This window comes from Bacteriovorax sp. As-1, assembly GCF_058446905.1.
The window spans coordinates 1998688-2020526 of the sequence record NZ_CP184341.1 but is presented as its reverse complement, the minus strand read 5'-3'; the positions used below and the strand labels follow the sequence as shown (position 1 = coordinate 2020526).

The following is a 21839-nucleotide window of genomic DNA, read 5'->3' as shown; positions in this document are numbered from 1 at the left end:
AGAGAAGTATGTTTAAATTAATTAAATCCATTTTTTTAGCATCTTCATTGTTTCTAGGATGCACACCTACTTTTGCCGCAAATGAAGTTATTACTCAAGACTTTGTCGCTGACACCCTATCTCCAAAGCAGAAGGATCTGATTGAAAAATGGATTGCAAATAAGAAAGTCGATACCATTATTACTGGCACCATTAATTCTCACCCCAACATTAAAGTTCCAACAGGTGGAGAACTGCACCTAAGACTAGTCAATATCTCTTCTATCTATCGCCCATTTATCTTTAAACGTTTTTATAACGTTAAATTTCCATTTAAATATGAAATCAAGACTTCTGATTTTGTCGGAAATATCGGGTTATTTGGTCTATTTGAACCCTATTACATGGAAGTCTTCTACTATCGCTACTTGCCCAATAAAACTCCACGCTATGATGACTTTTCGGCCAATCAAGTTGCTGGAGGAGAAGCCTGGGGTGACCCGGGAAGACCTTATCCATTATCTTTTGGGCAAGTCCGCAACTTCCAATTGAATTCCTGGTGGACACCAGAAATGTTTGGTTCAAAGTTTTCAACAGCAGTAAAAAAATCTTCTCTACTTATGTCTGGCTGGCTTTACCCATCTTACTTACTTAAAAGTAAACTCGAAGACACTCAGCAGATTGAAGGAAATATTTATGTTTGTGACAAAAAACTTCAAATGGTTAAATCTGTCCCTTTTAAAATAACTGATCTTAATAAACCTATAGAATGGCATGCAGAACTAGCATCAAACATCAGTGGTTTTATTAGCGTTATTGCGACTACAAAAAATCAGAAAGGTGAATTAATTTATCTTTATGGTACAAGGGCAAATGCCAGAGTTTCGGTTAGTCTACCAGTTTCTAATTTAAAAGTAGCACTGACAACAATGAGCAATTCAAAATGGCTTCCGTGTCTCCCACAAAACTATCACGGCAAGTAACATTCTTCCTCAATTTCATACGACTTTAGTAATTTTGAGTAAGCACTTACGGCCAGCGCTTCTGGTGGAGAAGAGAAAGTCTTAAAGTAGTTCTTATAAAAAGGACAAGATGGTTTTAAAAATGAAGAAGCTTTGCCCTGCCTGATCTCACTGCTCACATATGGTGTGATAGAAAAGCCTTTCTTGTGGCGCAAGTTTGCCGAATTAGCAGCAAGAGAGCCCGATAAATATTGAGCAAATGCATCGCTGCTATTTGAATCAAAAGAAAGAATTGGCTTCTGGTATTTTTCGTTAAAAAGCTGAATGGCCCTGCCGACTGCTTCCCCTTCTTTTTTAAATTCACCAGTCATTGGATAAATCAAGAATCGAGGATCAACTAAATCCTTTGAAGAAGAACGCTTGCGCCCGCTATAATCATAGAGACCTTGTCCCCAAAATAGTTTGGATAAATTTGGATTTTCCAGTTTTGCACAACTTTCTTGATCAGCTACTGGCCCACCTAGAGAAAGAGAGCTCTTTGACCCAAGAATAACAGAAGAAACTCCTAGCTTGCGAATACTTTCAGAAAAAGGAAAAGCATGCACCGTTAAGCAGTTAATTTGACCATCAGGAAATGATCGGGTGACAAACACTCCTTCATTTGTAAGTGCCTCATTGATGAGTTTATAAAACTCTTGGGTATAAGTAAGCCTCGAGCTCATATAAAGAGGCCAGGTTAAATTATTAATAATCAGGTCATAGGGCTCAGAATATTTTTTCTTTGCTAAAAATTTGAAAACATCATCTGTGTGAATTTCAAGATTGGTCAACGTTTTATAATTAAATTCTGTCACTCGCCCAATTCCTTCACGAAATCCTTCAATTCCATAGGCTGGAAAGTTATCTATCACATCAACTTTTTCAATTTTTTCGCCTGTCTCTTCCGTCAAAATGGAAATGTATTTTAGTAAAAGCTGATTGCCCAAACCAAGAATTAAAACGCGTTTCATTTTTTTGATTTTGCCTAAATCTTTTGTAACCAGAGATTTTGCGAGATCTGAAGATGAATACATCGGTGCTGCATATCCGCCTAAACCAATTCCCGGAATTTCGTTGTATTTGTAAACAAAACCGACTTTGCCTTCCTTACGATAAATCGTTTGAACACTATCCAGTCCAAATTGATTATCTCTTGAAACAGACTCTGTTAAAAAAAGACGAGACTTCAATGATTGGGCAAGAATCCTTCGGCTTGGCTGTTGCAATACGATCCACGTCCCAGCCATCACAAATAAAAAGATTACGACAACAAGTCTCTTATTTTTAGGACCGTAGAATAGCCACCAAATTAACGACAGAATAAAGAACAAAGGAAGTAAAAGCTCTATTGGGGGATGGCCTAAAATAAGCCCCGGCACAGCAAATCCCAGGAAGTTTCCTAAAGAAACAAAGAATAAGTGATTCTCATTCGGCACTTCCAGCTGTCTATTAGGAACAACATACGCAAAAGCTGAATAAGGAATAAGCAGAAGAAAAATTTGCAAGAAACTAAAAAACGCAATTCTAAAAGGAAAAGGATAGATGGCCAGAATAAAAGAAGAAGGGTCAAAAAAGAAAAAGTCTTTAATCCCTCCAAAACAGAAAACTAAAATCAACGCAAATACCAGGCAGGCCAAAACAGGAATCAAATAAGTTTTAATTTTACGAACTGGTAAATAGCGGGCAATGGCCAGATGTAAAAAAACCAGAAGTAGATAAACATGAAATTCAAATCCCGAAGGAAAAATAGACAATTCCATGACTTCAAACACTGACGAAAGATATATCCCTGAAAAAAGTCCCAACCCTAATGAAGCGAGAGTAAGAGAATTCCAATGGATCTTAAGTGGAGGTTTAGATACATCCCACATGCGATGACTAAAAGAAATGAGTAAAAGCGCCAGACCAGCAATTCCGCAAACAGCTGCATTTCCTAATTTTACCTGAATAAAAAAAAGAAAGATGATGCCAAATGCAGAAATCACGTTGTGCCAGAAGTAATTTTTCTCAATGTCAGAATCGAGATAGATTGCCCTTGAAGAAAGAATTCCAGAAGAAAGAACAATCAAAACAATTAAGATCCCTGCCAGCACCTCTCCAAGAGCTGACTGAGAGCCTTGAAAAATCAGCTTTGAGTAAAATGCCCCTAGAGTCGTAAGTGTAATACCTGACGCCGTTAATACGATGCGAGTCCAGGCAGTACTAAAAAAACCTGATTGCCCAAGACAAATACCACCCATGACAGCAATTAAAATCATGCTTTCAACAGAAGTTGTGCTTCCAAAAACACCAAAAAAAATAGGCTGTGCTATAATTTGAATAGTAACGACAACGACCGCTGCCACCAAGTGTAGACTTTGCTTTAGAAGAGACATAAACTAATTTTAAGTATCCCATAGAGAATTGACAACAACATTATGTTCGGATGATGAAGACATATAAATTACAAAATCCCTTTTTATTATTTATTTGTCTGATCACTCTGTGCTCTCTGGCCTCATGCTCTCCTTCTTCAAAAAAACCTATCCCTGTTTATTTCTCAACTCCTCTAACAGGGAAAGAGAAAGGATACAAAATCCTAAACGCTGCGCAACTTTATACCAACGATCATCCTGAATCCAATTTAGAATTGCATCCTGTTGATTCAAAGTCAGATGATCAATTGAGCACAAAACAAATAATGAGCTTCTTAAAAGAAAAAGATCCAAAAATTATTTTTGGACCTCCTGGTTCATCTGGTGCAGATGCATTTTTAGAAGCAGTTAAGCAGCTACCCCCAGGAGAACAGAAAAAGCTATTCTTCCTTAATCAAGTAACAGCTTCTCCTAAAATGAACTTTTCTTTATCGCAAATAAATGTCTTTTTTAAAACTGAAGATTATTTATCTGGTGTAATTGATTTCATTTTAACAAAAGAAAAAAAACCGAGACGCGCACACATTATCCATCTCGAAGACATTCCCTATCTTGACGATGTTGCCGAGTTCGCCAGAAAAGACTTACGTAAAAATTCTATCTCAATTGGATTAGACATTGGGATTCCAGAGAAAGGCTCTCCTGCTCTCTTAGAAAAATGGAAAAAAACAGACATCAAGAAAGAAGACTGGGTATTTTTGATCACTCACAATATCCCAGATACATTTCGCACGCTTCAAGATGATAAACTTTTTTCAGAAGTCACTAAGATTATCACTTATGGGAAAGCTCATTCTTATGTGAAGAATCATCCGTGGCTCTATAAAAATAGCTGGCAAGCATTGTTTTGGCACCCAGACCTTGAATACAAGGGAAGCGGGTCTCTTTCCAACTGTGATTTTGAATCAAAGTTTGAACAGAATTTTCACCATAAACCCGACTTCCATTCAGCGTTTACTTATTCCATGTTTGAAGTGGCAGCAGCTTTAAAATTCGCCAATCCTTTCTTAAAAGAAGAAGGCTTAGTTGGACTTCCTCCTATTTTAAGTTTGACCGGAGAAGTTCAATGGGATGAAAAAGGACTCAGGCTTTCTCTTCGCCCAATTCTTTTTCACCAGGAAGAAACAATAAGTGAAATTTATCTAACACCATCCATAAAGAAAGTTTGTGATTCTCCACGCTACCTAAAAGATACATTGATTAAAAACTGGGATACTTCACCTGCTAAGCTAAATGACAATGTCTGGAAGAAATCCATCAAGGGTGACTCACGCTTTATTCCAGTTCAACTTTGGAACGGAAGCGAATGGGATGGAAATCAGGTTCTTTCAATGGAAGAAGGCAGGGATAAAATTTTCAATCACACCAATACAAGAGGACATACCTATACCAAGGAAGTATCAAAGGCCCTGCAATGGTTTCACCCAAGAATGAACCGATCTTTTTTGGTCTATAAGAGAATTTCTCCAAAAACACCTAAGGTTGAAGCTAAAACTCAGCTCTTTACACTGACCGATGATTTACAAGGAATCGGACGATTATTTGATACAAGAGAAGGGAACTATTACGCCTATAATGAAATCAAGTTTCCTTTGGGATGGTGGAAAAAAGGCGAAGAAAAAACCTTTAAGCATCCTCGCTGGTACCAGGGAGATACGAAGCCCAGAGAATTCACCTCTACAATTAAAATATTAGAGATTGATTTCAGCTATAACAACGTTCCTCATTCTTTAAAGTATGAATTAGTAATCCATGATGAAAATCATAAAATCATTACCCGTAACATCTATATTTATAGCCCTAATCAAGCTAACGTTTTAACCCAGAACCTTTTAAATCAATATCAATGATAAATTTTATAAAAAACAACATTCATGAAATTGAAAATGATAAAGCTTTAAGTTGGTTTGGTGCTTTTATTTCACTAACCCATATCTGGACTTTCCTTTATTGGATAATGGACTTAAGAGTTCCTCAAATACTTTCAAACAACATCGCCCCCATCTGCTGGCCTTTTTTTGAAAGCTGCTTTAACTACAGAGTCTTTAACTACAACCAAATAGAACTTATTCTCTACCTGTATTTATTAGTTGGAATGATCGTCACTGTCTTGTTTTTACTTCCTGCCCGATACACAAAATGGGCCTATGCAGGACTTGTGATTCTCTCTCTTTTTAAGTTTTTTTTATTCGCACAAGACTACCAGCTGAGAATGAATCAACACTATATGGCCCTAGCCGTGACACTTGCCTACTTGCTTATAAAAAGTAAGCGCAAAGTTATCCCGCAGGTTATTGTTCTATTCTATGTTTGGGCCGGGACGATAAAACTTAACGAAGAATGGTTAAGCGGAGCTGGCATTTATAGAATTGAAAAGCTATGGCTTCCAGAAAGCCTTCACCGTCTTTCCTTTTTATATGTTGTTATTCTTGAACTCCTTATTGTTTTCTTTTTACTAAGTAAGAAAAAAGCTCTTTTTTATTTTGCCTTCATTCAGGTTTTTATCTTTCATCTTTTCTCTTGGCCGATCGTTGGGTTCTTTTATCCGATGGTCATGTATTCTCTTCTGGCCATTTTTGTGCTTGATCGAATTTTCCCTTCTCCTGAAAAATCTCCTCTTTTTATTGGAGGAAGCTGGCAAGGCGCCACCTATCTGGGCCTGTTTTCTCTTCTTCAGCTCACTCCGTACTTTTTCCCTGGGGATATCACCCTGACAGGAGAAGGAAGATATTTTTCTCTCAATATGTTTGATGCTCAAAGTGTCTGCGATGGTGAATTCACCATTTATATGAAAGATTCATCAGTTAAAAAATTGAATATCAAATTTGATTGGGATGAAGGTTTCAGAAAAAATAAAAAAGATGGAACTATTAGGCTTAGAACCCGTATCCATTGTGACCCATTAGTGCACTTTAGCCGCGCTCAGGGGTTTTGCCGAAGAAGTGAAGTTCAAAACCTGGATTTCATCTTCTACTCTAAGAGAAGCTCAGACCCAGAGCTGAAAAAGCTAGTTGATACGAAAGACTTTTGTAGTCAGAATTTGAGTTATAGTATGTACCAACACAACTCATGGATTATTGCTCAATGAAAATAGTGTCTAATTCCTATTTATCGCCGAAAAGAGAATGGATTAACCTTATTTTTCCTTTAATCTCTCTTCCCTTCATCTTCGCCGAATTTCAATTGGGGTGGGCCTTCTCGATTGCCTTTTTCGTGGCCATTAGTCACTTTGGCGCTCTTCACCATCTCATTACAATCTATATTGTTGGCCAGAGCCCGGAGTGTGCCGAGTGGGCCAAGGAACATTTTGGAAGCATTCCAAAATTCTTTGCCGCTTTTATTCTTCTAGGCCTTATTCTTTTTTTCTCATTTGTCATCAGCATGAATCGCCTCGAAGCCCAGTTCCCGATTATGAAATGGGTCTTCCTTGCATTTATTCTACTCGACCTCTACTTTATCTCCGTCTTTCACATGATCCATCAAAGTAAAGGCCTATCCCTGCTCTACAATAATTTTGGGGAAAGCTCTGAAGGTTTAAGAAAGTGGGAGAATTGGGAACGCCGATGCGCGACTGGTCTGGTAACAGGTGTAGTGATTGCTGGTTTTTTTGGGGCCTTCCGCAAAAACCCTATCGATATTTCTCATTTTGCTTACAACAAACAATTTGAGATTTTTGGGCTTTCTCTGGCCTGCCTTTCGGCCCTTATCTATATTTACTCTGCTGTTAAAAGTGGAATGCTGCTGAAATCTTCAAAAGGGCTTTTTTCTCTTAGAATGATTGTATGGATTTTTTATCCTGTTTCAGTTGTGGCCCAGGCCACTCAAAGGCTTGTCCATGGTCTTGAGTATTACTTCGTTTATGCCAAGATTGAAAAATCCAGAAAAGATATTATTACAATCATTGGAATTGCCTCTGTCGTTCTTTTAGTATCAGTTTATGCCATTGTTCTTGCATTCCGCTCCAATGGACTTGCTGTTTACCTTGGAAACTTTAACATTTTAGAAAAAGGCGTGACTGATCAATATATCGGACAGTTCAAAGTGAGAAACCTGGCCTACGCATTTTACGGAACGATCAATATTCTGCACATTCTTATTGATTCATTTCTATTCCGTTATAAATTTCCCAAAGCAAGACAGGCCACACTACAGCACTTAGTTAAATCAACGAAGTAAATTTAAAATCTCCCTAGGGTGATGAACAATAAAGTCTGCTTTTTCATGTCTCATTCTTTCCAGATCCCCATAACCGTAACTGACCCCAATCGCCCAGCTATTTGCCTGTTTTCCGGCCTGAATATCAATATCAGAATCGCCGATAATTAATATCTCTTCAGAATGAACACCAAACTCTTCTGCAATTTTCAGCACAGGATATGGGTCTGGTTTATTCTTAAAAAAGGATTCTTTCCCATAAATATTCACGAAGTAGTTCTCAAGGTTAAGCTGTCTTAAGATCGGTCTTACGAATTCATTAGATTTATTGGTTAAGACAATTTTTGGATAGGCCTTTAATTCTTCTAAAACTTCAATCACCCCATGATAAACAGATGTTTTCTCCAACATACACTTGCGATAATTATCACTATAAATCTTTGCCGCCAGATCAGTTTGATAAATCCCTTTGGCCACTAGTTTTTTTAAGACTAAATTAAAGATCCCAATTCCTATTGAGTTTCTAATTTCCAAAGGAGTTAATCCATCAACTCCAAAAAAGGTCAGCGTTGTATTAACAGTGCTCACAATATCCTCATGAGAGTCTATTAGTGTGCCATCCAGGTCAAAAATAAGAAGTTTAATACTTTTCTTCATTAAAGTTCCGGTTTCAAAAAAAGAGTCGTGAACCCAGAAAAAGACAAGGAGTAATGATCTCTACTGCTTATTTTTGATTTATCCAGAATCAGCAAAGGAAGCTCTTTAAGAAGCTCTTCAAAAAGCAACCTGATTTCTAACCTGCCTAGCTTCGCACCTAAGCAGTAATGTGGTCCATGCCCATAAGCAAAATGACTCGCTTCCCTTCTAATATTAATTTCATCTGGTCTGCTTTCCGCAGGAAGATCCCTATTAACAGCATGATTGGAAATAAAGATCACATCACCAGGATTTATCTCCTGATCTCCAATCTTTGTATGCGCTCTGGCCACTCTAAAAATAAAAGTTACTGCTGGATCAATTCTTTTTAGTTCCTCCAGCGCATTGCCAATAAGGGCGGGCTCATTTTTGAGTTCTCTCTGAATTTCAGGATTAGCTGCCAACAAAAACATGATATTGTTAATCTGATCTGTTGTCGTCACTTGTCCGGCAACGAACATCATAATCAGCTGTGAGATCAACTCATCATCATCCATTCCAGTGTGAAGCTGTGCCTTTAGAAGAATCGAGACATAATCTTGCCCACTTCCACCTCTTCTTTCACTAATGAGATTTTGAAAATAGCTCTTTAGCGATTTAGCCGCTTCATTCACTCTAATCCCATCTTCATTAAAGTAACTAGTTGCTCCTCCAAAAAATCCAGTCATAATATTGGCCGATTTAAAAAACTCTGACCTGTCTTCTTCGGGAAGACCGAATAGGTCGGCAAGAACAGTCGAAGGAAGCTCCTTGCTTAGACTTTCAACAAACTCAAATGAACTTTTGTCTTTTACGTTGGCAACAATTCTCTTCACAGTCGCTTCAACTGTTTTGGCAAAACGATCTAAAATATGATCCTCAAATCCTCTTGCCGCAATTTTCCTTCTCGAAGAATGATCTCCATCATCACTCATAACCATCATCTTCTGGATAACTCCAAAAAAATCTTGAATCAAGGAGAGATCCATCTCAGGCATACGAGAAATAAAAAAACCTCCACGATCTGCACTAAACTCGGGAGAAGTTAAAATCATTCTGGCATCTGCAGCTTTCGTCACAACATGAAAATTACCTTTTTCCCAAAAATATGTTTCGCCAAATGATTTAATATAATTTGAAAAATCCTGCGGAAATGTCTCTGTCTTTGATTCTTTCTTAAAGTCTAAAAATGATTGTCCCGTAGCCTTTTGCATAAATATCTTCCTATAAAATTTGAATTCTTTTAAAACTGCGCTTTAAATTATTCTCTAGCGCTCTTCTACCGTGTAAAAAGGTAAAGTTGTCACAGACAATCAAATCTCCTTTTTTCCATGAATGCTCATACAGGTATTTGGGGTCGTACATCTTTGCGCACATTTTCTTATAAAAGTTGCCTGTATCAATTCCCAAGCTACTTTCTATAATGAGTTCAACAGGGTTTAGTGAAGTTTCTACTTTTTCGGCCAAACGTAAGATTCTTTTTCCACTTACTGGATGCCTCTGAACAAGAGGTACATGGATTTCTCCTCCATAGTGTGCCTTTTTTTCCGTCCGGTATTTTAAAGTGATGCTCTCGCACTCTTTTTTTTCTTCTGTAGACAAGTCTTCCCATAAAGTTTCAGTGTTCACGAAGACAGTCTCTCCTCCGCTCCCTGAGCTTTCGACACAATAAAAGAGCAAATGAGATGGTTCTTTATAGAAGGCTCCATCCCAATGGAGAGGCACTTCTTCAGAAGAAAATAAATAATTCGCTGCCCTTTCATCAAATCTCATATGCATGATAGGTCCAAAATCCCAATGAAGAACTTGATCCTTGAGACTTCCTTCTTTAGTACTTAAAGAGGAAGCATACTGCAGTAGTTCTTCATCACTCATTTCTCCCAAATTAAGGATCTTTAAAGAACTAGATTTCGAAGTAAACATACTTACCTCCGTGCTTTTTCTCTACCGCTCCCAATTCAATGGCCTTCGATTTATGCATTAATTGAAATGTGTTATCGATTTTTACAGTCACGTTATGCCAGGGAGTTGCCCATTTATCTGATGAAGAGAGAAGTTTTACTCCAAACTTTTGATGAGTAATGGGATAAGCATGAATCGATAACCTCGCCACATCACCAAATTTATCTGTCAAAAGCTCAGACCAGGCATCTGATCTTCTGATCAATTCATAAGTTAAGAGTTTAGTTTTCTTACTAAGTTGGTTTTTAGAAAGCGCTTTGTTTTCACTTAAAGCACCATGATCTTCCATCATGAACTTATGAACTCCATTAAACAGTGAACGGTAATTGTCATCGTTGATAACTAAGAACCTAATTTCATCAGTCGATTTAGCGTAACGCCAGATAAGCCTTTCACGGAGCTGATCTCCCTTTGTATCTGGGTATAAGTCATCCATTGAAAAAGTTGAAAGGTTAGAGAAATTGAACTCTTTAATAATATTTTCAATCCACTCTCCATACTCATCAATATGAGTATCCGGAACCGAGACGACATCACTAAAGACTCTCCCATCTGAACAGATCACTACCTTTGCTCCTGGAGTATAAACAGCAGAGATCTTCTTACACATTTCATCCAGGCCTTTTAACGCCAGGACTTCTCCCAAATCCGGGTGAATCCCCGATGTCTTTTCCGGACTCGGGCTTTTTGCCGGAAAAGCCGGCAACAAGAAGGTCAATTGAACATTATTTAAAATCTGCTTTGTTACATTTTTAAGGATTGGGATATCTGAATAGGTCACGCTTTCCAGGTTATCGTAGCTAGATAATGCAAGGACGGCCTTGTAAATTGTTGAAAGCGCTTCTTTCTCATTTAGGATTGTTTCATTTCTTACTGCTTCCATATTTTCCCCCCGGAATTTATTTTTACTATTGATAAACAAATCCCAATCATTTAAAAATTAGATATAACCAATGTTTAATATAGGTATTTACAAATATGGGCGTAACATTCAAAGATTTAGAGAATTTCGTTGTCGTGGCCAATTCAAAAACTCTTTCAGAAGCTTCTGAAAAGCTGGAAATGGCCCAACCTTCATTGTCTCTGGCCATTAAGAAATTAGAAAGTGAACTTGGAACTCCGCTTTTTATCCGCGGAAGACATGGGATTAAACTCACACCTCAAGGAAGAATGATTTTACCTGAGGCCCATCACGCCCTAAAAACGCTATTTAAGATTAAAGGAAATCCCACCAATCTTTCTTTTAAGATCGGCTGTCACCCTTCCGTTGGAATGTTTCTCTTAGGAAGATTTCTTAAATCAATGAATCAATTTGCTTCTAATATTGACCTGCAAATTATCAATGAATCCTCAATGGAAATTAACAAAAAGGTTGCTTCTGGCGAAGTTGATTTTGGTCTGGTCATGAACCCGCTGCCAATCCCAGGACTCATTACTAAACTTATCGGTGAAGATGAAGTTGCCGTCTTCGAGTCTAAAAAGCTCTACCGCAAAAGACTCATTTATAATCCGGAATTAATTCAATCTCAGGCCATTATCTCTAAATGGAAGAATGCTCCCACAGAGAGAATTGAAGTCTCAAACCTTGAGCTTCTGGCCCAACTCGTTGACTCAGGCGCAGGTATTGGAATTATCCCTTCACAAGTCGTCCTAGCCCAAAAATGTGATTTAAAGAAAGTACCTCATACTCCCACTTACAAAGATAAACTGGCCCTGGTTTGTTACCCGGAAATCCTTAAGTCGAATGAAGGGAAAATGATCTTTGAGGAGCTAAAGAAGTCTTTCATCCCTCTATAAATATAGGTTTTTGCCTATAATCATTATAACTCGACATCAATTGTTTAAATCCCCCTTCTATCATAAATAAAGGGGCATGAAGGCCATCTACTATAACATTTTTGGGGTTGGGCATATTAGACCGACTCTCCCACTTGTCTCTGAGCTTTGCCGCCGGGGTGTCGAGATTATTTATCACTCCTCTCCTTCACGTCAGGGCCACATTGAGAGCACTGGTGCAAAATTTAAAAACTACGGCAGAGATGATTACTCCGCCAGTGATTACAATCCCAATAAGAACTTTGTGCTTCAGAACATTCCTGCGGCCAGAGGACTTCTCCCCTTCCTTCAAGATGAGATCGAGAAGGTTCGTCCCGACTTCCTTCTTTATGATTCTATGGCACCTTGGGGGTATATTTTAGGACAAATCTATAACATTCCCGCCTTCTGCACAGTGACCACTCTTGCTTTTACACCTGAAGAAATTCAGAAGGCCTTTTCTCAAAATCATATAGAGATTGATCAGGCCAATAAAGACGCCATTGCATTTTTTAAATCCAACTTCCAATTGAATATTTCGCTTGAACTGGCCCTGGGGGCCTATGGTGATCATAATATTGTCTTCACTACAAAAGGCTTCAACACTCCACTTTAACTATTCAGGCAAAGACTTCTTTTTCACCGGGGCCCAAATACTCCCACAGGAAAAACTCGATTCAAAATACCTGCCAGCTAAAAACCAAAAAATGATCGTCATGTCGTTTGGAACAATTGTTTTAAAAGAGAGACCAGAGCTCCTTCATCACTTCATTGAACTTATTAAAGAATATAAAGACAGCACTGACACTAAATTGGTCTTAGCAGTTGGCAGCTCTCAAAATGTAGAGCTCATAAAAGATCACTTTTCATCGCTTTCCGGGCATATCATCGTAGAAGAATTTATTCCTCAGCAGGCACTTTTAAAGATTGCAGGCATCTTTATCAATCACGGTGGAATGAACAGTATTAACGAGGCCCTCTACTTCAAGGTTCCTCAAATTATCATCCCTATAGCCAATGATCACTTTATCAATGCCGTTCAAGTTGAAAAGCTATCACTTGGAGTCCAGGTTTTATCGCAAAGATCCTATTCATTAAAAACAATAGTCGAAAGCACTTACATGAATCCTATGATTCGCGAAGCTCTTCTTACCCAAGGGCCAACCTTGACTAACGGGGTCCACAAAATCATTCAATTTATCGAGAAGAAACTTAACTTTTCTGATCAAAGAACTCTCTGTCGCCCTTTAAAGGCCGCAAAAATCTAAAATCCAACGCAAAATGAATCGCGCTTGATTTATTCTCTGCTAAATCTGACTAGGTAAAAATGGATGGGGTAAGTATTTGAAATTTTTGGTTGCGGTCATGGACCAATAAACCACCATCCCCAACCTCATGATATTATTGACATTTCTCTTCTTGTAAAACAAGTAGTTTCTCAAAAAACAGCCGAATTATATGAAAAAGGCTACTCAACGAGAGCGATTGCCAGACAGCTAGGCATTGGGAAAACGACCGTAAACAACCATCTGGCGGCCTCCAACGTGGAATTGAGAAGCCATTCCAACGACCAACTTCATAACAAGAAGAAGTCTAAGACAAGAAGCATTAAAACCGCTCCGTATGGCTTCTGCTTGGTCGATGGTCTTCTTCACAAAGATCCAAAAGAACAATCTATTTTAAAACTCATTTTAAAGTGGGCCAAGCAAGGACAAAGCCACTGTGCCATTGCCAGAAAACTCAATGAGCAAAAGCTTAAACCTCGTCATGCAACCAAGTGGAGCCAGCCAACGGTTGGCTACATCATTAAACGTCATCAAGAACAATAACCTGATCGGAGGATCACATGAACAGTCTAATCAAAATCGCAGTCGTATTGGCCTTTGCCGCAGTCTCAAGTGGCAATCTCCCCAAGATTCTTAGCCAAGTCCGCAAAGCGCAGCTTCAGCTCATCATGGAATCGAAAGCATCGAAGTGGCCAAAAGGAATGACTCTGCCAAGTAGATAACAACAGCCAGGTTCGACTCTTAGATGCCAACTTTCTGTGCCGGTTTTCATATCTAAATTTTCCGACAGGGCAAAGTTATCTTCCTAAAAAAACGTATGACACCATTATACGTTAAATTTTAGTTTATAGTTTAATTCTGTTTATACCGAACATAAACAAAGTACGGTCCTCTTCGAGGGAATTCTATTTATGTTAAAACGATCTAAGTATTCACTAAATTGTCTTTTAGCGTGTTTGATGTTTGTTCTATACTCCTGTCAGGAAGTCGGAATTAAAAATGGTAAGGCTGCCTTTTACAATGACGATAACAATACTCCATTTCCTGGAGTTGCTTTTAAGAGATTTGGGGATTTTACAGAAGGATATGTCGAATTAGATGTCACTGGTAAGTTTGATAGCGGCGAAGAGCTATTCATTCTTATGAGACATCAAACAATTAACGATAGTTACTATTGCCGATTTGGTGATTACGATGGCAACGGGATATATGATTTTTTCGTAGCAACTCAACGCAACGGAGATACATCAATTCCTACTGATAGAAGTAAGCTTATAAAGTATGACGTTTTGACTCCTGCTGACTTTCAGGCCGGCAATGTTAAAATAGGATGTGAAATCAAAGATGGTGTTCTAAGTGGATATATCAATCGAAAACTAATGGTCACCTACACCCTAGGTTCTGGAACTGAAAATGAAAGATCAACACCCAATCAGGATTATCCTATTCTAACTAAAGGAGAGGTTGGCTTCGCTTTTTCTACAACAAGTGCAAACCCAATATCTTCCAAAGGAAATGAACAGATTCAGATAGACAATTTTCGTATTTACTATGTGAGGCCATTTTGATGAAACAAATAAATCCCTTGTTCAAAATATTCTTAATGATTCTGGCGACATCTCTTTTGTCTTCTTGTCTTTTACAAGTCAACAGGAATGTAAAGCGCGACAAAGTGAAAAATTGCAAAAACAGTCCGTCAGAAAAAAACTGTTTGATGTATGAGGAAACCTTTAACTATCCAGATGGCTCAAATCTGGAAGTCGTCAGTTCAGATAATTGGAAAAGACTTAGCTACTAATTTATTTCTTAGTTGCCGTGACCTCCTCCCACTTACTTGCTAGTGGAGCTTTTAAGGGATTAAAGCTTTGCGAATTAAAGGAGTGCCAAAAATATTTTATCGGAAAACTAAATCAAAAATGGTGCTCATCGAGTTGTGGTTCACATTTTAGAGTTAAAAAAATGAGAAGGAAAAAATCAATTTAAAAATTTGTGTTAACGGTAACCGTGAACACTGCTTACGATAAACATTCAAATTAATTCAGACATGATCATGGTGAACATAAATCAAGTTCACCACGAATAACTATCTTCATTCGCCTACAATTTTTTATTTCTCAATTAAAATTTTTTTTTACTTCAACAACACTTTCTAGGAGGAAAGATGGACATTAGATTTTCAGACATGAGGAAATCACCACCACCATGACTACACCCATTTAATTGCAGACAATATTAAAAAAGTGGCCGAGCTTTTTTCTATTTCAGGCTAAAAGTGTTCGGTGGATTTCGGTTAAATTCTGTTGGCCGTGGCACTTTTGTGGCACTTTTTTGAAAAAAATAGTGAAAAAACATGATTGCGTCATGGTCATTTTATTTTGTATGTATCGGATTTTAAAGGGGAAATTTTTGGTTGCGCTCATGGACCAATAAACCACCAAGCCCAACCTCACGATATTATTGACATTTCTCTCCTTGTAAAACAAGTAGTTTCACAAAAAACAGCCGAATTATATGAAAAAGGCTACTCGACAAGCGCGATTGCCAGACAGCTAGGTATCGGGAAAACGACCGTAAACAGCCATCTCACTGCGTCTAATGTGGAATTGAGAAGCCACTCCAACAACCAACTCCGTAATAATAAAAAGCACAAAACAAGAAGTATTAAAACCGCTCCTTATGGCTTCTGTTTGGTCGATGGACTTCTTCACAAAGACCCAAAAGAACAATCAACACTGAAACTTATTTTGAAGTGGGCTGAACAAGGCAAAAGCCATTGTGAAATTGCTCGTAAACTGAATGAACAAAAATTAAAACCAAGACACGCCTTAAAATGGAGCCAACCAACGGTCGGCTATATCATCAAAAGACACAACGACAAACAGGAGAACTAAGTGAACAGCTTAATTAAAATTGCAGTTGTATTAGCCTTTGCCGCTGTTACTAGTGGCAATCTACCAAAAATCTTGATCCAAGTTCGCAAGGCTCAGATGCAATTGATAATGGAATCGAAAGCCTCGAAGTGGCCAAAGGCGATGACATTGCCAAGTAGGTAGCGAAAATCAGCCGAAGAAAATCAACGGCTGAATTTTATTAATCAATTATTTGTTTAAATGAGCACGATGTAGACTAAAATCTAGTGTCATTATTCGGATGATTTTGATGGGAAAAGTTTGAGAATATCGACGTTTGAAGTTTTAAGGCTCATGCTCTCGTACTGATCGGGAATATAAATTAGAGCCGCTTCGCCGTATCGCCGCTTAGAGTTTTTTCGAGTTTGCTTTGAGCATACGTGACAAAGTTGAGTAATTCCTGGTGCTTCTCGGCGAGACGATCAGGCGCTATTCCTAGATATCCATTGCGGGCTTCAGTGAGGAGCTTGGCATGATGTATCGGCACCTGCGGAATGAGCCATTCTGCGGCCTTGTCCTTCGAAGTAATGGTCCCGGTCAAGGCCGTAAACCAAATGCGAGCGATCGCCAAGGCGATGGTTCGCTCATCCCCCCGGAGCTCGTTTACTGACTGCCATTGCTGGAGGGTACTTAGCAAAGCCTTTTTGAGGTCCGCCTCCGGAACCTCGTCGAAGATTTCCATCGCAGATGGGCCGTGAAGAGCGATGCTGGACTTTCTAATCTTGGTGATCAGGATCGCCAGGTCCGGATCAGCTTTTGGAGATTCGAATGAGCCAGATTCGATGTCCTTACGGAGCCATTCTCCGAGTTGAAGCTCCCGTTTTGGTGGGTAAACCCAAGGTTTAAGAGTTCGAGCATCGACGACCGTGACTTCAATAGGTCGAATGCCATGTGCAGCAGGATATGAAGAAACTGACAGCATTTCAGTCATGAGCTGCTTGCGATTAGATTCTGACAGCGAGTTATTGACGACAACGAATAGGTCGATATCGCTCTCAGGTTTCAGGCCTCCATCAAGAGCAGATCCATATAGATAAGTAGCTATCAGGTGTCGTCCGAGATGCTTCCGAATAATTGAAGCAGCTTCATCGACTTGTTTTTGGATGGATGCGGGGATCTCGGAAGTCATAGTGTCTCGCAGAAGGGGATGCAAATAAAATTCCTAACTACATATCCCAGCTCTAGATCGGCGGTCAATAAGGAAATGATTAAAATTCGTCTTATGAACACATTCTATTTGCTTTTCTGATCAGTTTGGAAAATTTCAGCCCATTTGAGTAAAGATTACATGTCAAAAGATTTGACAGTGACAAAGTGTAAATGAAGGTATTTCAGATATTTAAGTGCCGAATTTCCTGAAAGGGGACCGGCCAATTTCCTGAATGGGTACCACTTGATTTCCTCAAAGGGGACCACCCAATTTCCTATTATGGGGACCACTTTCTGAGTTAATTCCCGAACAAATCTGTTGGTCTTTTCGCCATGAGATAATTCTCCAAAACTCATCAAGGAGAACTCATGGCACGGAGGCCAGTCAGCATGAACAAACAATCAGAAATCCACCGCCTCAAAGGTCTAGGGTTCAAAGAACGGGCCATTGCTAGGACTTTGAAAATGTCACGAAAAACCGTTCATAAGTATCTTACCGAGACTTCATCTTCAACACTTCCAGAGTCCCAAATCCTCTTCTCTTGGGAGGACGTCAATCGAGATTATCAGGTCAACGATGTTCCTCTTCAAATCCTATGGGAAGAGTTTAAAGAGGAAGGCAAAGTCGATAGGAAGGATTAGAGCAATAATTCCATAAGGGAATCGATCGAATCCCCCCTTGTAGAGAAAAATGAGGGCCTAATGGCCGCTTATAAAATTCTTTTTTTAGGATTTTTTAAGGAAATTTGGCTTTTTTGAACTGTTTATCTATATTAAGAATGCGCCCCAAACTAAGTTGATGGCTTGGCGGATTTAACCTGCTCTTTTTCTTCAGCCTGCCCATGCCTATCCGCTACGATCTCAATCACGACGAAGTGGCGAAAGGCCTGCGGAGCATTGGCAAGCACATTACATAAAGAAACGCACCGACAATCCAAACCCAACCGTTCCATGCTCCGGCGGTGGCAGAATAGAGTGCCGTAAAGCCAAGCGGTCCCGCGATGGCGCTTAAATTGGTGAGGCTCGTAAGCGTTCCCTGCAAGGCTCCCTGCTTGTTGTTGCTGACATTATTCGAAAGCATTGCCTGCAAGGCCGGCATGCCGACACCCCCGGCGGCAAGCAGCAACAGAACCGGAAACACCATCCATCCCTGCGTGACAAAAGCCAGAAGAATGAAGCCAGTCGCATCCGCGGCCATGCCAAACAGCAGCGTGCGCCGTTCTCCAAGTCGGCTTGAAAGAGGGCCGGTAACAAACGCTTGAAAAATCGCATGTGTTGCTCCAAACGCCGCGAGCGACAAGCCGACGGTCGTGGTGTTCCACTGAAAACGATCCTCACCATATATGACCCATAGGGCCGCCGGCACTTGGCCAATCAGTTGAATAATGAAGAAAACTGCGAAAAGCGCAGTTAGCCCACGCAACGCATCGTCCAGCCGGAACAGAACCAATGGTTCGATGTGAACCGACTTTCCGGTCTTGCCATGACCGCGACGAGTCTCCCTGAGGAAAATGCAGGCAAGCAGGAACGCGATCCCGTTGAGAAGGGCAGCGGCGACAAACGGAGCATGAGCAGAAATACCGCCGAGCATACCACCAAGAGCTGGCCCGGCAATCATGCCCGTACCATAGCAGGCCCCCATGTAGCCGAACCACCGTGCGCGCGAACCTTCCCCCGTCGAATCGGCAATGGTTGAAGCAGCTACGGCTCCGGTTGCTCCCGTGACGCCGGAGACGAGTCGGCCGATATAAAGCACCCACAGGACCGGCGCAGATGCCATGATCGTGTAATCGACTGCGGCTCCCGCGAGAGAAGCCAGAAGCACCGGACGCCGACCGTAAGCATCCGAAAGTTGTCCAAGCAGGGGCGCGAAGACGACCTGCACCAACGCATAGAGCGACAGCAAGGCACCATAGTGACCAGCGACCTGCTCCGTCGGCACAAGCTCGCGCAGAAGCGCTGGAAGGACCGGCATGATGAGGCCGAGACCCATGGCGTCGAGACCCACGATCAGCAGGGCAATGATGGCAGAGCTGTGCACCTGAAACTCCAGTGCCGCTCAAGCGCGAGCGACTTTATCATCGATAAGTATATGGACATAGTACTTATCGGTGATAAATTGTCAAGCGTTGACGAAGGAGGTCGATAGGAAGGATTAGAGCAATAATTCCATAAGGGAATCGATCGAATCCCCCCTTGTAGAGAAAAATGAGGGCCTAATGGCCGCTTATAAAATTCTTTTTTTAGGATTTTTTAAGGAAATTTGGCTTTTTTGAACTGTTTATCTATATTAAGCTTAACAATATTTTGAAAAATTGCCTACTGAGCGCTGCCGCACAGCTCCATAGGCCGCTTTCCTGGCTTTGCTTCCAGATGTATGCTCTTCTGCTCCTGCAGCTAATGGATCACCGCAAACAGGTTACTCGCCTGGGGATTCCCTTTCGACCCGAGCATCCGTATGAGACTCATGCTCGATTATTATTATTATAGAAGCCCCCATGAATAAATCGCTCATCATTTTCGGCATCGTCAACATAACCTCGGACAGTTTCTCCGATGGAGGCCGGTATCTGGCGCCAGACGCAGCCATTGCGCAGGCGCGTAAGCTGATGGCCGAGGGGGCAGATGTGATCGACCTCGGTCCGGCATCCAGCAATCCCGACGCCGCGCCTGTTTCGTCCGACACAGAAATCGCGCGTATCGCGCCGGTGCTGGACGCGCTCAAGGCAGATGGCATTCCCGTCTCGCTCGACAGTTATCAACCCGCGACGCAAGCCTATGCCTTGTCGCGTGGTGTGGCCTATCTCAATGATATTCGCGGTTTTCCAGACGCTGCGTTCTATCCGCAATTGGCGAAATCATCTGCCAAACTCGTCGTTATGCATTCGGTGCAAGACGGGCAGGCAGATCGGCGCGAGGCACCCGCTGGCGACATCATGGATCACATTGCGGCGTTCTTTGACGCGCGCATCGCGGCGCTGACGGGTGCCGGTATCAAACGCAACCGCCTTGTCCTTGATCCCGGCATGGGGTTTTTTCTGGGGGCTGCTCCCGAAACCTCGCTCTCGGTGCTGGCGCGGTTCGATGAATTGCGGCTGCGCTTCGATTTGCCGGTGCTTCTGTCTGTTTCGCGCAAATCCTTTCTGCGCGCGCTCACAGGCCGTGGTCCGGGGGATGTCGGGGCCGCGACACTCGCTGCAGAGCTTGCCGCCGCCGCAGGTGGAGCTGACTTCATCCGCACACACGAGCCGCGCCCCTTGCGCGACGGGCTGGCGGTATTGGCGGCGCTGAAAGAAACCGCAAGAATTCGTTAACTGCACATTCGGGATATTTCTCTATATTCGCGGTTCAGCAGGCATGTCCCCTTTGAGGGCGACCCGACGACAGGATAATCGACCTTATGGTGCGCAAATATTTCGGCACAGACGGTATTCGTGGCAAAGCCAACGAAGGCGCGATGACGGCGGAAACCGCCTTGCGCGTCGGCATGGCGGCTGGCCGTGTCTTTCGTCGCGGTGACCACCGCCATCGTGTCGTGATCGGCAAGGATACGCGCCTGTCGGGCTATATGCTTGAAGTCGATAGGAAGGATTAGAGCAATAATTCCATAAGGGAATCGATCGAATCCCCCCTTGTAGAGAAAAATGAGGGCCTAATGGCCGCTTATAAAATTCTTTTTTTAGGATTTTTTAAGGAAATTTGGCTTTTTTGAACTGTTTATCTATATTAAGAGAAAAACGGCGTTTATTCTTCCTATACTCCCATGGGCAATTTTCTTAAATCCCAATATTTCCATTCTGGTAAATAATCGTTTGGTTCTTTAAGCGTGCACAAATGCCCGAAAGTCCAGGTTACTTGATATCCATTACCTTCGTAATACCCATCTTTACGAGTATTAGCACCGATAATGGCAGCGATATCCTTGGCAACACTTGGTTTCTCAGCAATGCAAACTTTCATGAATTAACGCGTAAATTTCTTTATATTAAATGAATAAAGATGTTTTTCATCTTTATCTTGTTCTAAAATATCTTCTTCTTCCCATTCTCCCCAATTTACAAAAGGGAAAAAGGTGTCAGCTTCTTCAAATGTGTTATGTACTTGTGTGACATACATTTCATTTAAAAGTCCTGTTTCTAAGGCCAGTTGGTAGATTTGAGCACCACCAATAATGAAGCATGTTAAGTCTTTTCCTTCAAGATGTTGTGCGACTTCTTTTAAATCATAAATCACTGTTGCACCTTCTGCACTATAGTTTTTATCTCGTGTTAAAACGAAGTTTAAACGATTTGGAAGCGGTCTGTACTTCTGAGGAATAGATTCCCAACTTTTTCTTCCCATTACAACAGCGTGACCCGTTGTCGTTTCCTTAAAAAATTGCATATCTCTTGGTAAGTGCCAAAGCAAATCATTGTTAGCACCCATTTCTCGGTGTTTCCCAATTGCAACAATTAAGCTATATTTAATACCCATTTCTGTTTCCTTATATTTTAA

At 40.9% G+C, this 21839-nt stretch carries 22 protein-coding genes and 2 pseudogenes; 15 read left to right on the top strand and 9 right to left on the bottom strand.

All coding sequences use genetic code 11. From position 1 onward, the window contains the following. The first annotated feature begins 8 nt into the window (after positions 1-8). On the top strand, positions 9-962 hold the full coding sequence (locus tag ACN20O_RS10205; RefSeq protein ID WP_491633842.1) for a hypothetical protein: 954 nt from the start codon (positions 9-11) through the stop codon (positions 960-962). Here ACN20O_RS10205 and ACN20O_RS10200 read toward each other — a convergent pair. Further along, positions 950-3355, bottom strand: a complete 2406-nt coding sequence (locus tag ACN20O_RS10200) for a spermidine synthase (RefSeq protein WP_491633841.1) — start codon at positions 3353-3355, stop codon at positions 950-952. The two genes, ACN20O_RS10205 and ACN20O_RS10200, sit on opposite strands and share 13 nt — an antisense overlap. A 50-nt stretch (positions 3356-3405) precedes the next feature. On the opposite strand from ACN20O_RS10200, the gene ACN20O_RS10195 reads away from it, so the two are divergent. From ACN20O_RS10195 to ACN20O_RS10185, 3 genes are read left to right on the top strand one after another with little or no spacing between them, the layout of a single operon-like run. Then, positions 3406-5244, top strand: a complete 1839-nt coding sequence (locus tag ACN20O_RS10195) for a type 1 periplasmic-binding domain-containing protein (RefSeq protein WP_491633840.1) — start codon at positions 3406-3408, stop codon at positions 5242-5244. Beyond that, positions 5241-6482 (top strand): hypothetical protein, encoded by a 1242-nt coding sequence (locus ACN20O_RS10190; protein WP_491633839.1) that lies wholly within the window; start codon positions 5241-5243, stop codon positions 6480-6482. Before ACN20O_RS10195 ends, ACN20O_RS10190 begins: the two co-directional genes overlap by 4 nt. Next, positions 6479-7570 carry a hypothetical protein gene (locus tag ACN20O_RS10185; RefSeq protein ID WP_491633838.1) on the top strand — a complete coding sequence of 364 codons (1092 nt, stop codon included), beginning with the start codon at positions 6479-6481 and terminating at the stop codon, positions 7568-7570. Before ACN20O_RS10190 ends, ACN20O_RS10185 begins: the two co-directional genes overlap by 4 nt. Here the strand turns inward: ACN20O_RS10185 and ACN20O_RS10180 are convergent. From ACN20O_RS10180 to ACN20O_RS10165, 4 genes are read right to left on the bottom strand one after another with little or no spacing between them, the layout of a single operon-like run. Beyond that, on the bottom strand, positions 7559-8206 hold the full coding sequence (locus tag ACN20O_RS10180; protein ID WP_491633837.1) for an HAD family hydrolase: 648 nt from the start codon (positions 8204-8206) through the stop codon (positions 7559-7561). The two genes, ACN20O_RS10185 and ACN20O_RS10180, sit on opposite strands and share 12 nt — an antisense overlap. Continuing rightward, a complete protein-coding gene (locus ACN20O_RS10175; protein ID WP_491633836.1) occupies positions 8206-9438 on the bottom strand; it encodes a cytochrome P450 in 1233 nt (410 codons plus the stop codon). Before ACN20O_RS10175 ends, ACN20O_RS10180 begins: the two co-directional genes overlap by 1 nt. A 10-nt stretch (positions 9439-9448) precedes the next feature. Beyond that, complete coding sequence (locus ACN20O_RS10170; RefSeq protein ID WP_491633835.1) at positions 9449-10099, bottom strand: TauD/TfdA dioxygenase family protein; 651 nt, start codon at positions 10097-10099, stop codon at positions 9449-9451. Between the two features lie 28 nt (positions 10100-10127). Next, complete coding sequence (locus ACN20O_RS10165; protein ID WP_491633834.1) at positions 10128-11069, bottom strand: L-tyrosine/L-tryptophan isonitrile synthase family protein; 942 nt, start codon at positions 11067-11069, stop codon at positions 10128-10130. A gap of 95 nt (positions 11070-11164) precedes the next feature. Here ACN20O_RS10165 and ACN20O_RS10160 point away from each other — a divergent pair, with 95 nt between their 5' ends. The 8 genes from ACN20O_RS10160 to ACN20O_RS10125 all read left to right on the top strand — a co-directional run bounded on the left by ACN20O_RS10160 (position 11165) and on the right by ACN20O_RS10125 (position 16178). Then, complete coding sequence (locus ACN20O_RS10160) at positions 11165-11983, top strand: LysR family transcriptional regulator (RefSeq protein WP_491633833.1); 819 nt, start codon at positions 11165-11167, stop codon at positions 11981-11983. 76 nt (positions 11984-12059) lie between these two features. Further along, positions 12060-12617 (top strand): glycosyltransferase, encoded by a 558-nt coding sequence (locus ACN20O_RS10155; RefSeq protein WP_491633832.1) that lies wholly within the window; start codon positions 12060-12062, stop codon positions 12615-12617. Beyond that, positions 12580-13269, top strand: coding sequence for a glycosyltransferase (locus tag ACN20O_RS10150; RefSeq protein WP_491633831.1), 690 nt, complete (start codon positions 12580-12582; stop codon positions 13267-13269). Before ACN20O_RS10155 ends, ACN20O_RS10150 begins: the two co-directional genes overlap by 38 nt. Before the next feature lie 276 nt (positions 13270-13545). Then, positions 13546-13830 (top strand): recombinase family protein, encoded by a 285-nt coding sequence (locus tag ACN20O_RS10145; RefSeq protein ID WP_491633830.1) that lies wholly within the window; start codon positions 13546-13548, stop codon positions 13828-13830. A gap of 17 nt (positions 13831-13847) precedes the next feature. After that, the gene (locus tag ACN20O_RS10140; protein ID WP_491633829.1) at positions 13848-14009 is read left to right on the top strand and encodes a hypothetical protein; all 162 of its coding nucleotides are present in this window, start codon (positions 13848-13850) and stop codon (positions 14007-14009) included. 189 nt (positions 14010-14198) lie between these two features. Then, positions 14199-14855, top strand: coding sequence for a hypothetical protein (locus ACN20O_RS10135; RefSeq protein WP_491633828.1), 657 nt, complete (start codon positions 14199-14201; stop codon positions 14853-14855). 247 nt (positions 14856-15102) lie between these two features. After that, a complete protein-coding gene (locus ACN20O_RS10130) occupies positions 15103-15270 on the top strand; it encodes a CGNR zinc finger domain-containing protein (protein WP_491633827.1) in 168 nt (55 codons plus the stop codon). Between the two features lie 371 nt (positions 15271-15641). Next, positions 15642-16178: a recombinase family protein gene (locus ACN20O_RS10125; RefSeq protein ID WP_491633826.1), complete on the top strand. Its 537-nt coding sequence runs from the start codon at positions 15642-15644 to the stop codon at positions 16176-16178. 340 nt (positions 16179-16518) lie between these two features. Here the strand turns inward: ACN20O_RS10125 and ACN20O_RS10120 are convergent, their stop codons facing one another. Beyond that, positions 16519-17325, bottom strand: coding sequence for an aminoglycoside adenylyltransferase family protein (locus tag ACN20O_RS10120; RefSeq protein WP_464121075.1), 807 nt, complete (start codon positions 17323-17325; stop codon positions 16519-16521). Between the two features lie 485 nt (positions 17326-17810). Here ACN20O_RS10120 and ACN20O_RS10115 point away from each other — a divergent pair, with 485 nt between their 5' ends. After that, the gene (locus tag ACN20O_RS10115) at positions 17811-17987 is read left to right on the top strand and encodes a hypothetical protein (protein ID WP_491633825.1); all 177 of its coding nucleotides are present in this window, start codon (positions 17811-17813) and stop codon (positions 17985-17987) included. Between the two features lie 223 nt (positions 17988-18210). On the opposite strand, the gene tet(G) is transcribed toward ACN20O_RS10115, so the two are convergent. Then, positions 18211-19386 carry a tetracycline efflux MFS transporter Tet(G) gene (gene tet(G) / locus ACN20O_RS10110; protein ID WP_043619026.1) on the bottom strand — a complete coding sequence of 392 codons (1176 nt, stop codon included), beginning with the start codon at positions 19384-19386 and terminating at the stop codon, positions 18211-18213. 457 nt (positions 19387-19843) lie between these two features. Between tet(G) and sul2 the strand changes: the two genes are divergently transcribed. Both sul2 and ACN20O_RS10100 read left to right on the top strand, forming a co-directional pair. Next, positions 19844-20659: a sulfonamide-resistant dihydropteroate synthase Sul2 gene (sul2, locus tag ACN20O_RS10105; protein ID WP_001043260.1), complete on the top strand. Its 816-nt coding sequence runs from the start codon at positions 19844-19846 to the stop codon at positions 20657-20659. Positions 20660-20745: 86 nt separating this feature from the next. Then, a pseudogene (locus tag ACN20O_RS10100) lies at positions 20746-20922 on the top strand (phosphoglucosamine mutase); the annotation flags it as partial. 185 nt (positions 20923-21107) lie between these two features. Here ACN20O_RS10100 and ACN20O_RS10095 read toward each other — a convergent pair. Both ACN20O_RS10095 and dfrA20 read right to left on the bottom strand, forming a co-directional pair. After that, positions 21108-21305, bottom strand: a pseudogene (locus ACN20O_RS10095) (toprim domain-containing protein); the annotation flags it as partial. A gap of 3 nt (positions 21306-21308) precedes the next feature. Then, on the bottom strand, positions 21309-21818 hold the full coding sequence (gene dfrA20, locus ACN20O_RS10090; RefSeq protein WP_491633824.1) for a trimethoprim-resistant dihydrofolate reductase DfrA20: 510 nt from the start codon (positions 21816-21818) through the stop codon (positions 21309-21311). Between the last annotated feature and the right edge of the window lie 21 nt (positions 21819-21839).

Bases quoted from the DNA above. Each gene is read 5' to 3' on its own strand.
- ACN20O_RS10205 (WP_491633842.1), top strand. From the start codon at position 9: ATGTTTAAATTAATTAAATCCATTTTTTTAGCATCTTCATTGTTTCTA.
- ACN20O_RS10200 (WP_491633841.1), bottom strand. From the start codon at position 3,355: ATGTCTCTTCTAAAGCAAAGTCTACACTTGGTGGCAGCGGTCGTTGTC.
- ACN20O_RS10195 (WP_491633840.1), top strand. From the start codon at position 3,406: ATGATGAAGACATATAAATTACAAAATCCCTTTTTATTATTTATTTGT.
- ACN20O_RS10190 (WP_491633839.1), top strand. From the start codon at position 5,241: ATGATAAATTTTATAAAAAACAACATTCATGAAATTGAAAATGATAAA.
- ACN20O_RS10185 (WP_491633838.1), top strand. From the start codon at position 6,479: ATGAAAATAGTGTCTAATTCCTATTTATCGCCGAAAAGAGAATGGATT.
- ACN20O_RS10180 (WP_491633837.1), bottom strand. From the start codon at position 8,206: ATGAAGAAAAGTATTAAACTTCTTATTTTTGACCTGGATGGCACACTA.
- ACN20O_RS10175 (WP_491633836.1), bottom strand. From the start codon at position 9,438: ATGCAAAAGGCTACGGGACAATCATTTTTAGACTTTAAGAAAGAATCA.
- ACN20O_RS10170 (WP_491633835.1), bottom strand. From the start codon at position 10,099: ATGAGTGATGAAGAACTACTGCAGTATGCTTCCTCTTTAAGTACTAAA.
- ACN20O_RS10165 (WP_491633834.1), bottom strand. From the start codon at position 11,069: ATGGAAGCAGTAAGAAATGAAACAATCCTAAATGAGAAAGAAGCGCTT.
- ACN20O_RS10160 (WP_491633833.1), top strand. From the start codon at position 11,165: ATGGGCGTAACATTCAAAGATTTAGAGAATTTCGTTGTCGTGGCCAAT.
- ACN20O_RS10155 (WP_491633832.1), top strand. From the start codon at position 12,060: ATGAAGGCCATCTACTATAACATTTTTGGGGTTGGGCATATTAGACCG.
- ACN20O_RS10140 (WP_491633829.1), top strand. From the start codon at position 13,848: ATGAACAGTCTAATCAAAATCGCAGTCGTATTGGCCTTTGCCGCAGTC.
- ACN20O_RS10135 (WP_491633828.1), top strand. From the start codon at position 14,199: ATGTTAAAACGATCTAAGTATTCACTAAATTGTCTTTTAGCGTGTTTG.
- ACN20O_RS10120 (WP_464121075.1), bottom strand. From the start codon at position 17,325: ATGACTTCCGAGATCCCCGCATCCATCCAAAAACAAGTCGATGAAGCT.
- ACN20O_RS10115 (WP_491633825.1), top strand. From the start codon at position 17,811: ATGTCACGAAAAACCGTTCATAAGTATCTTACCGAGACTTCATCTTCA.
- sul2 (WP_001043260.1), top strand. From the start codon at position 19,844: ATGAATAAATCGCTCATCATTTTCGGCATCGTCAACATAACCTCGGAC.
- dfrA20 (WP_491633824.1), bottom strand. From the start codon at position 21,818: ATGGGTATTAAATATAGCTTAATTGTTGCAATTGGGAAACACCGAGAA.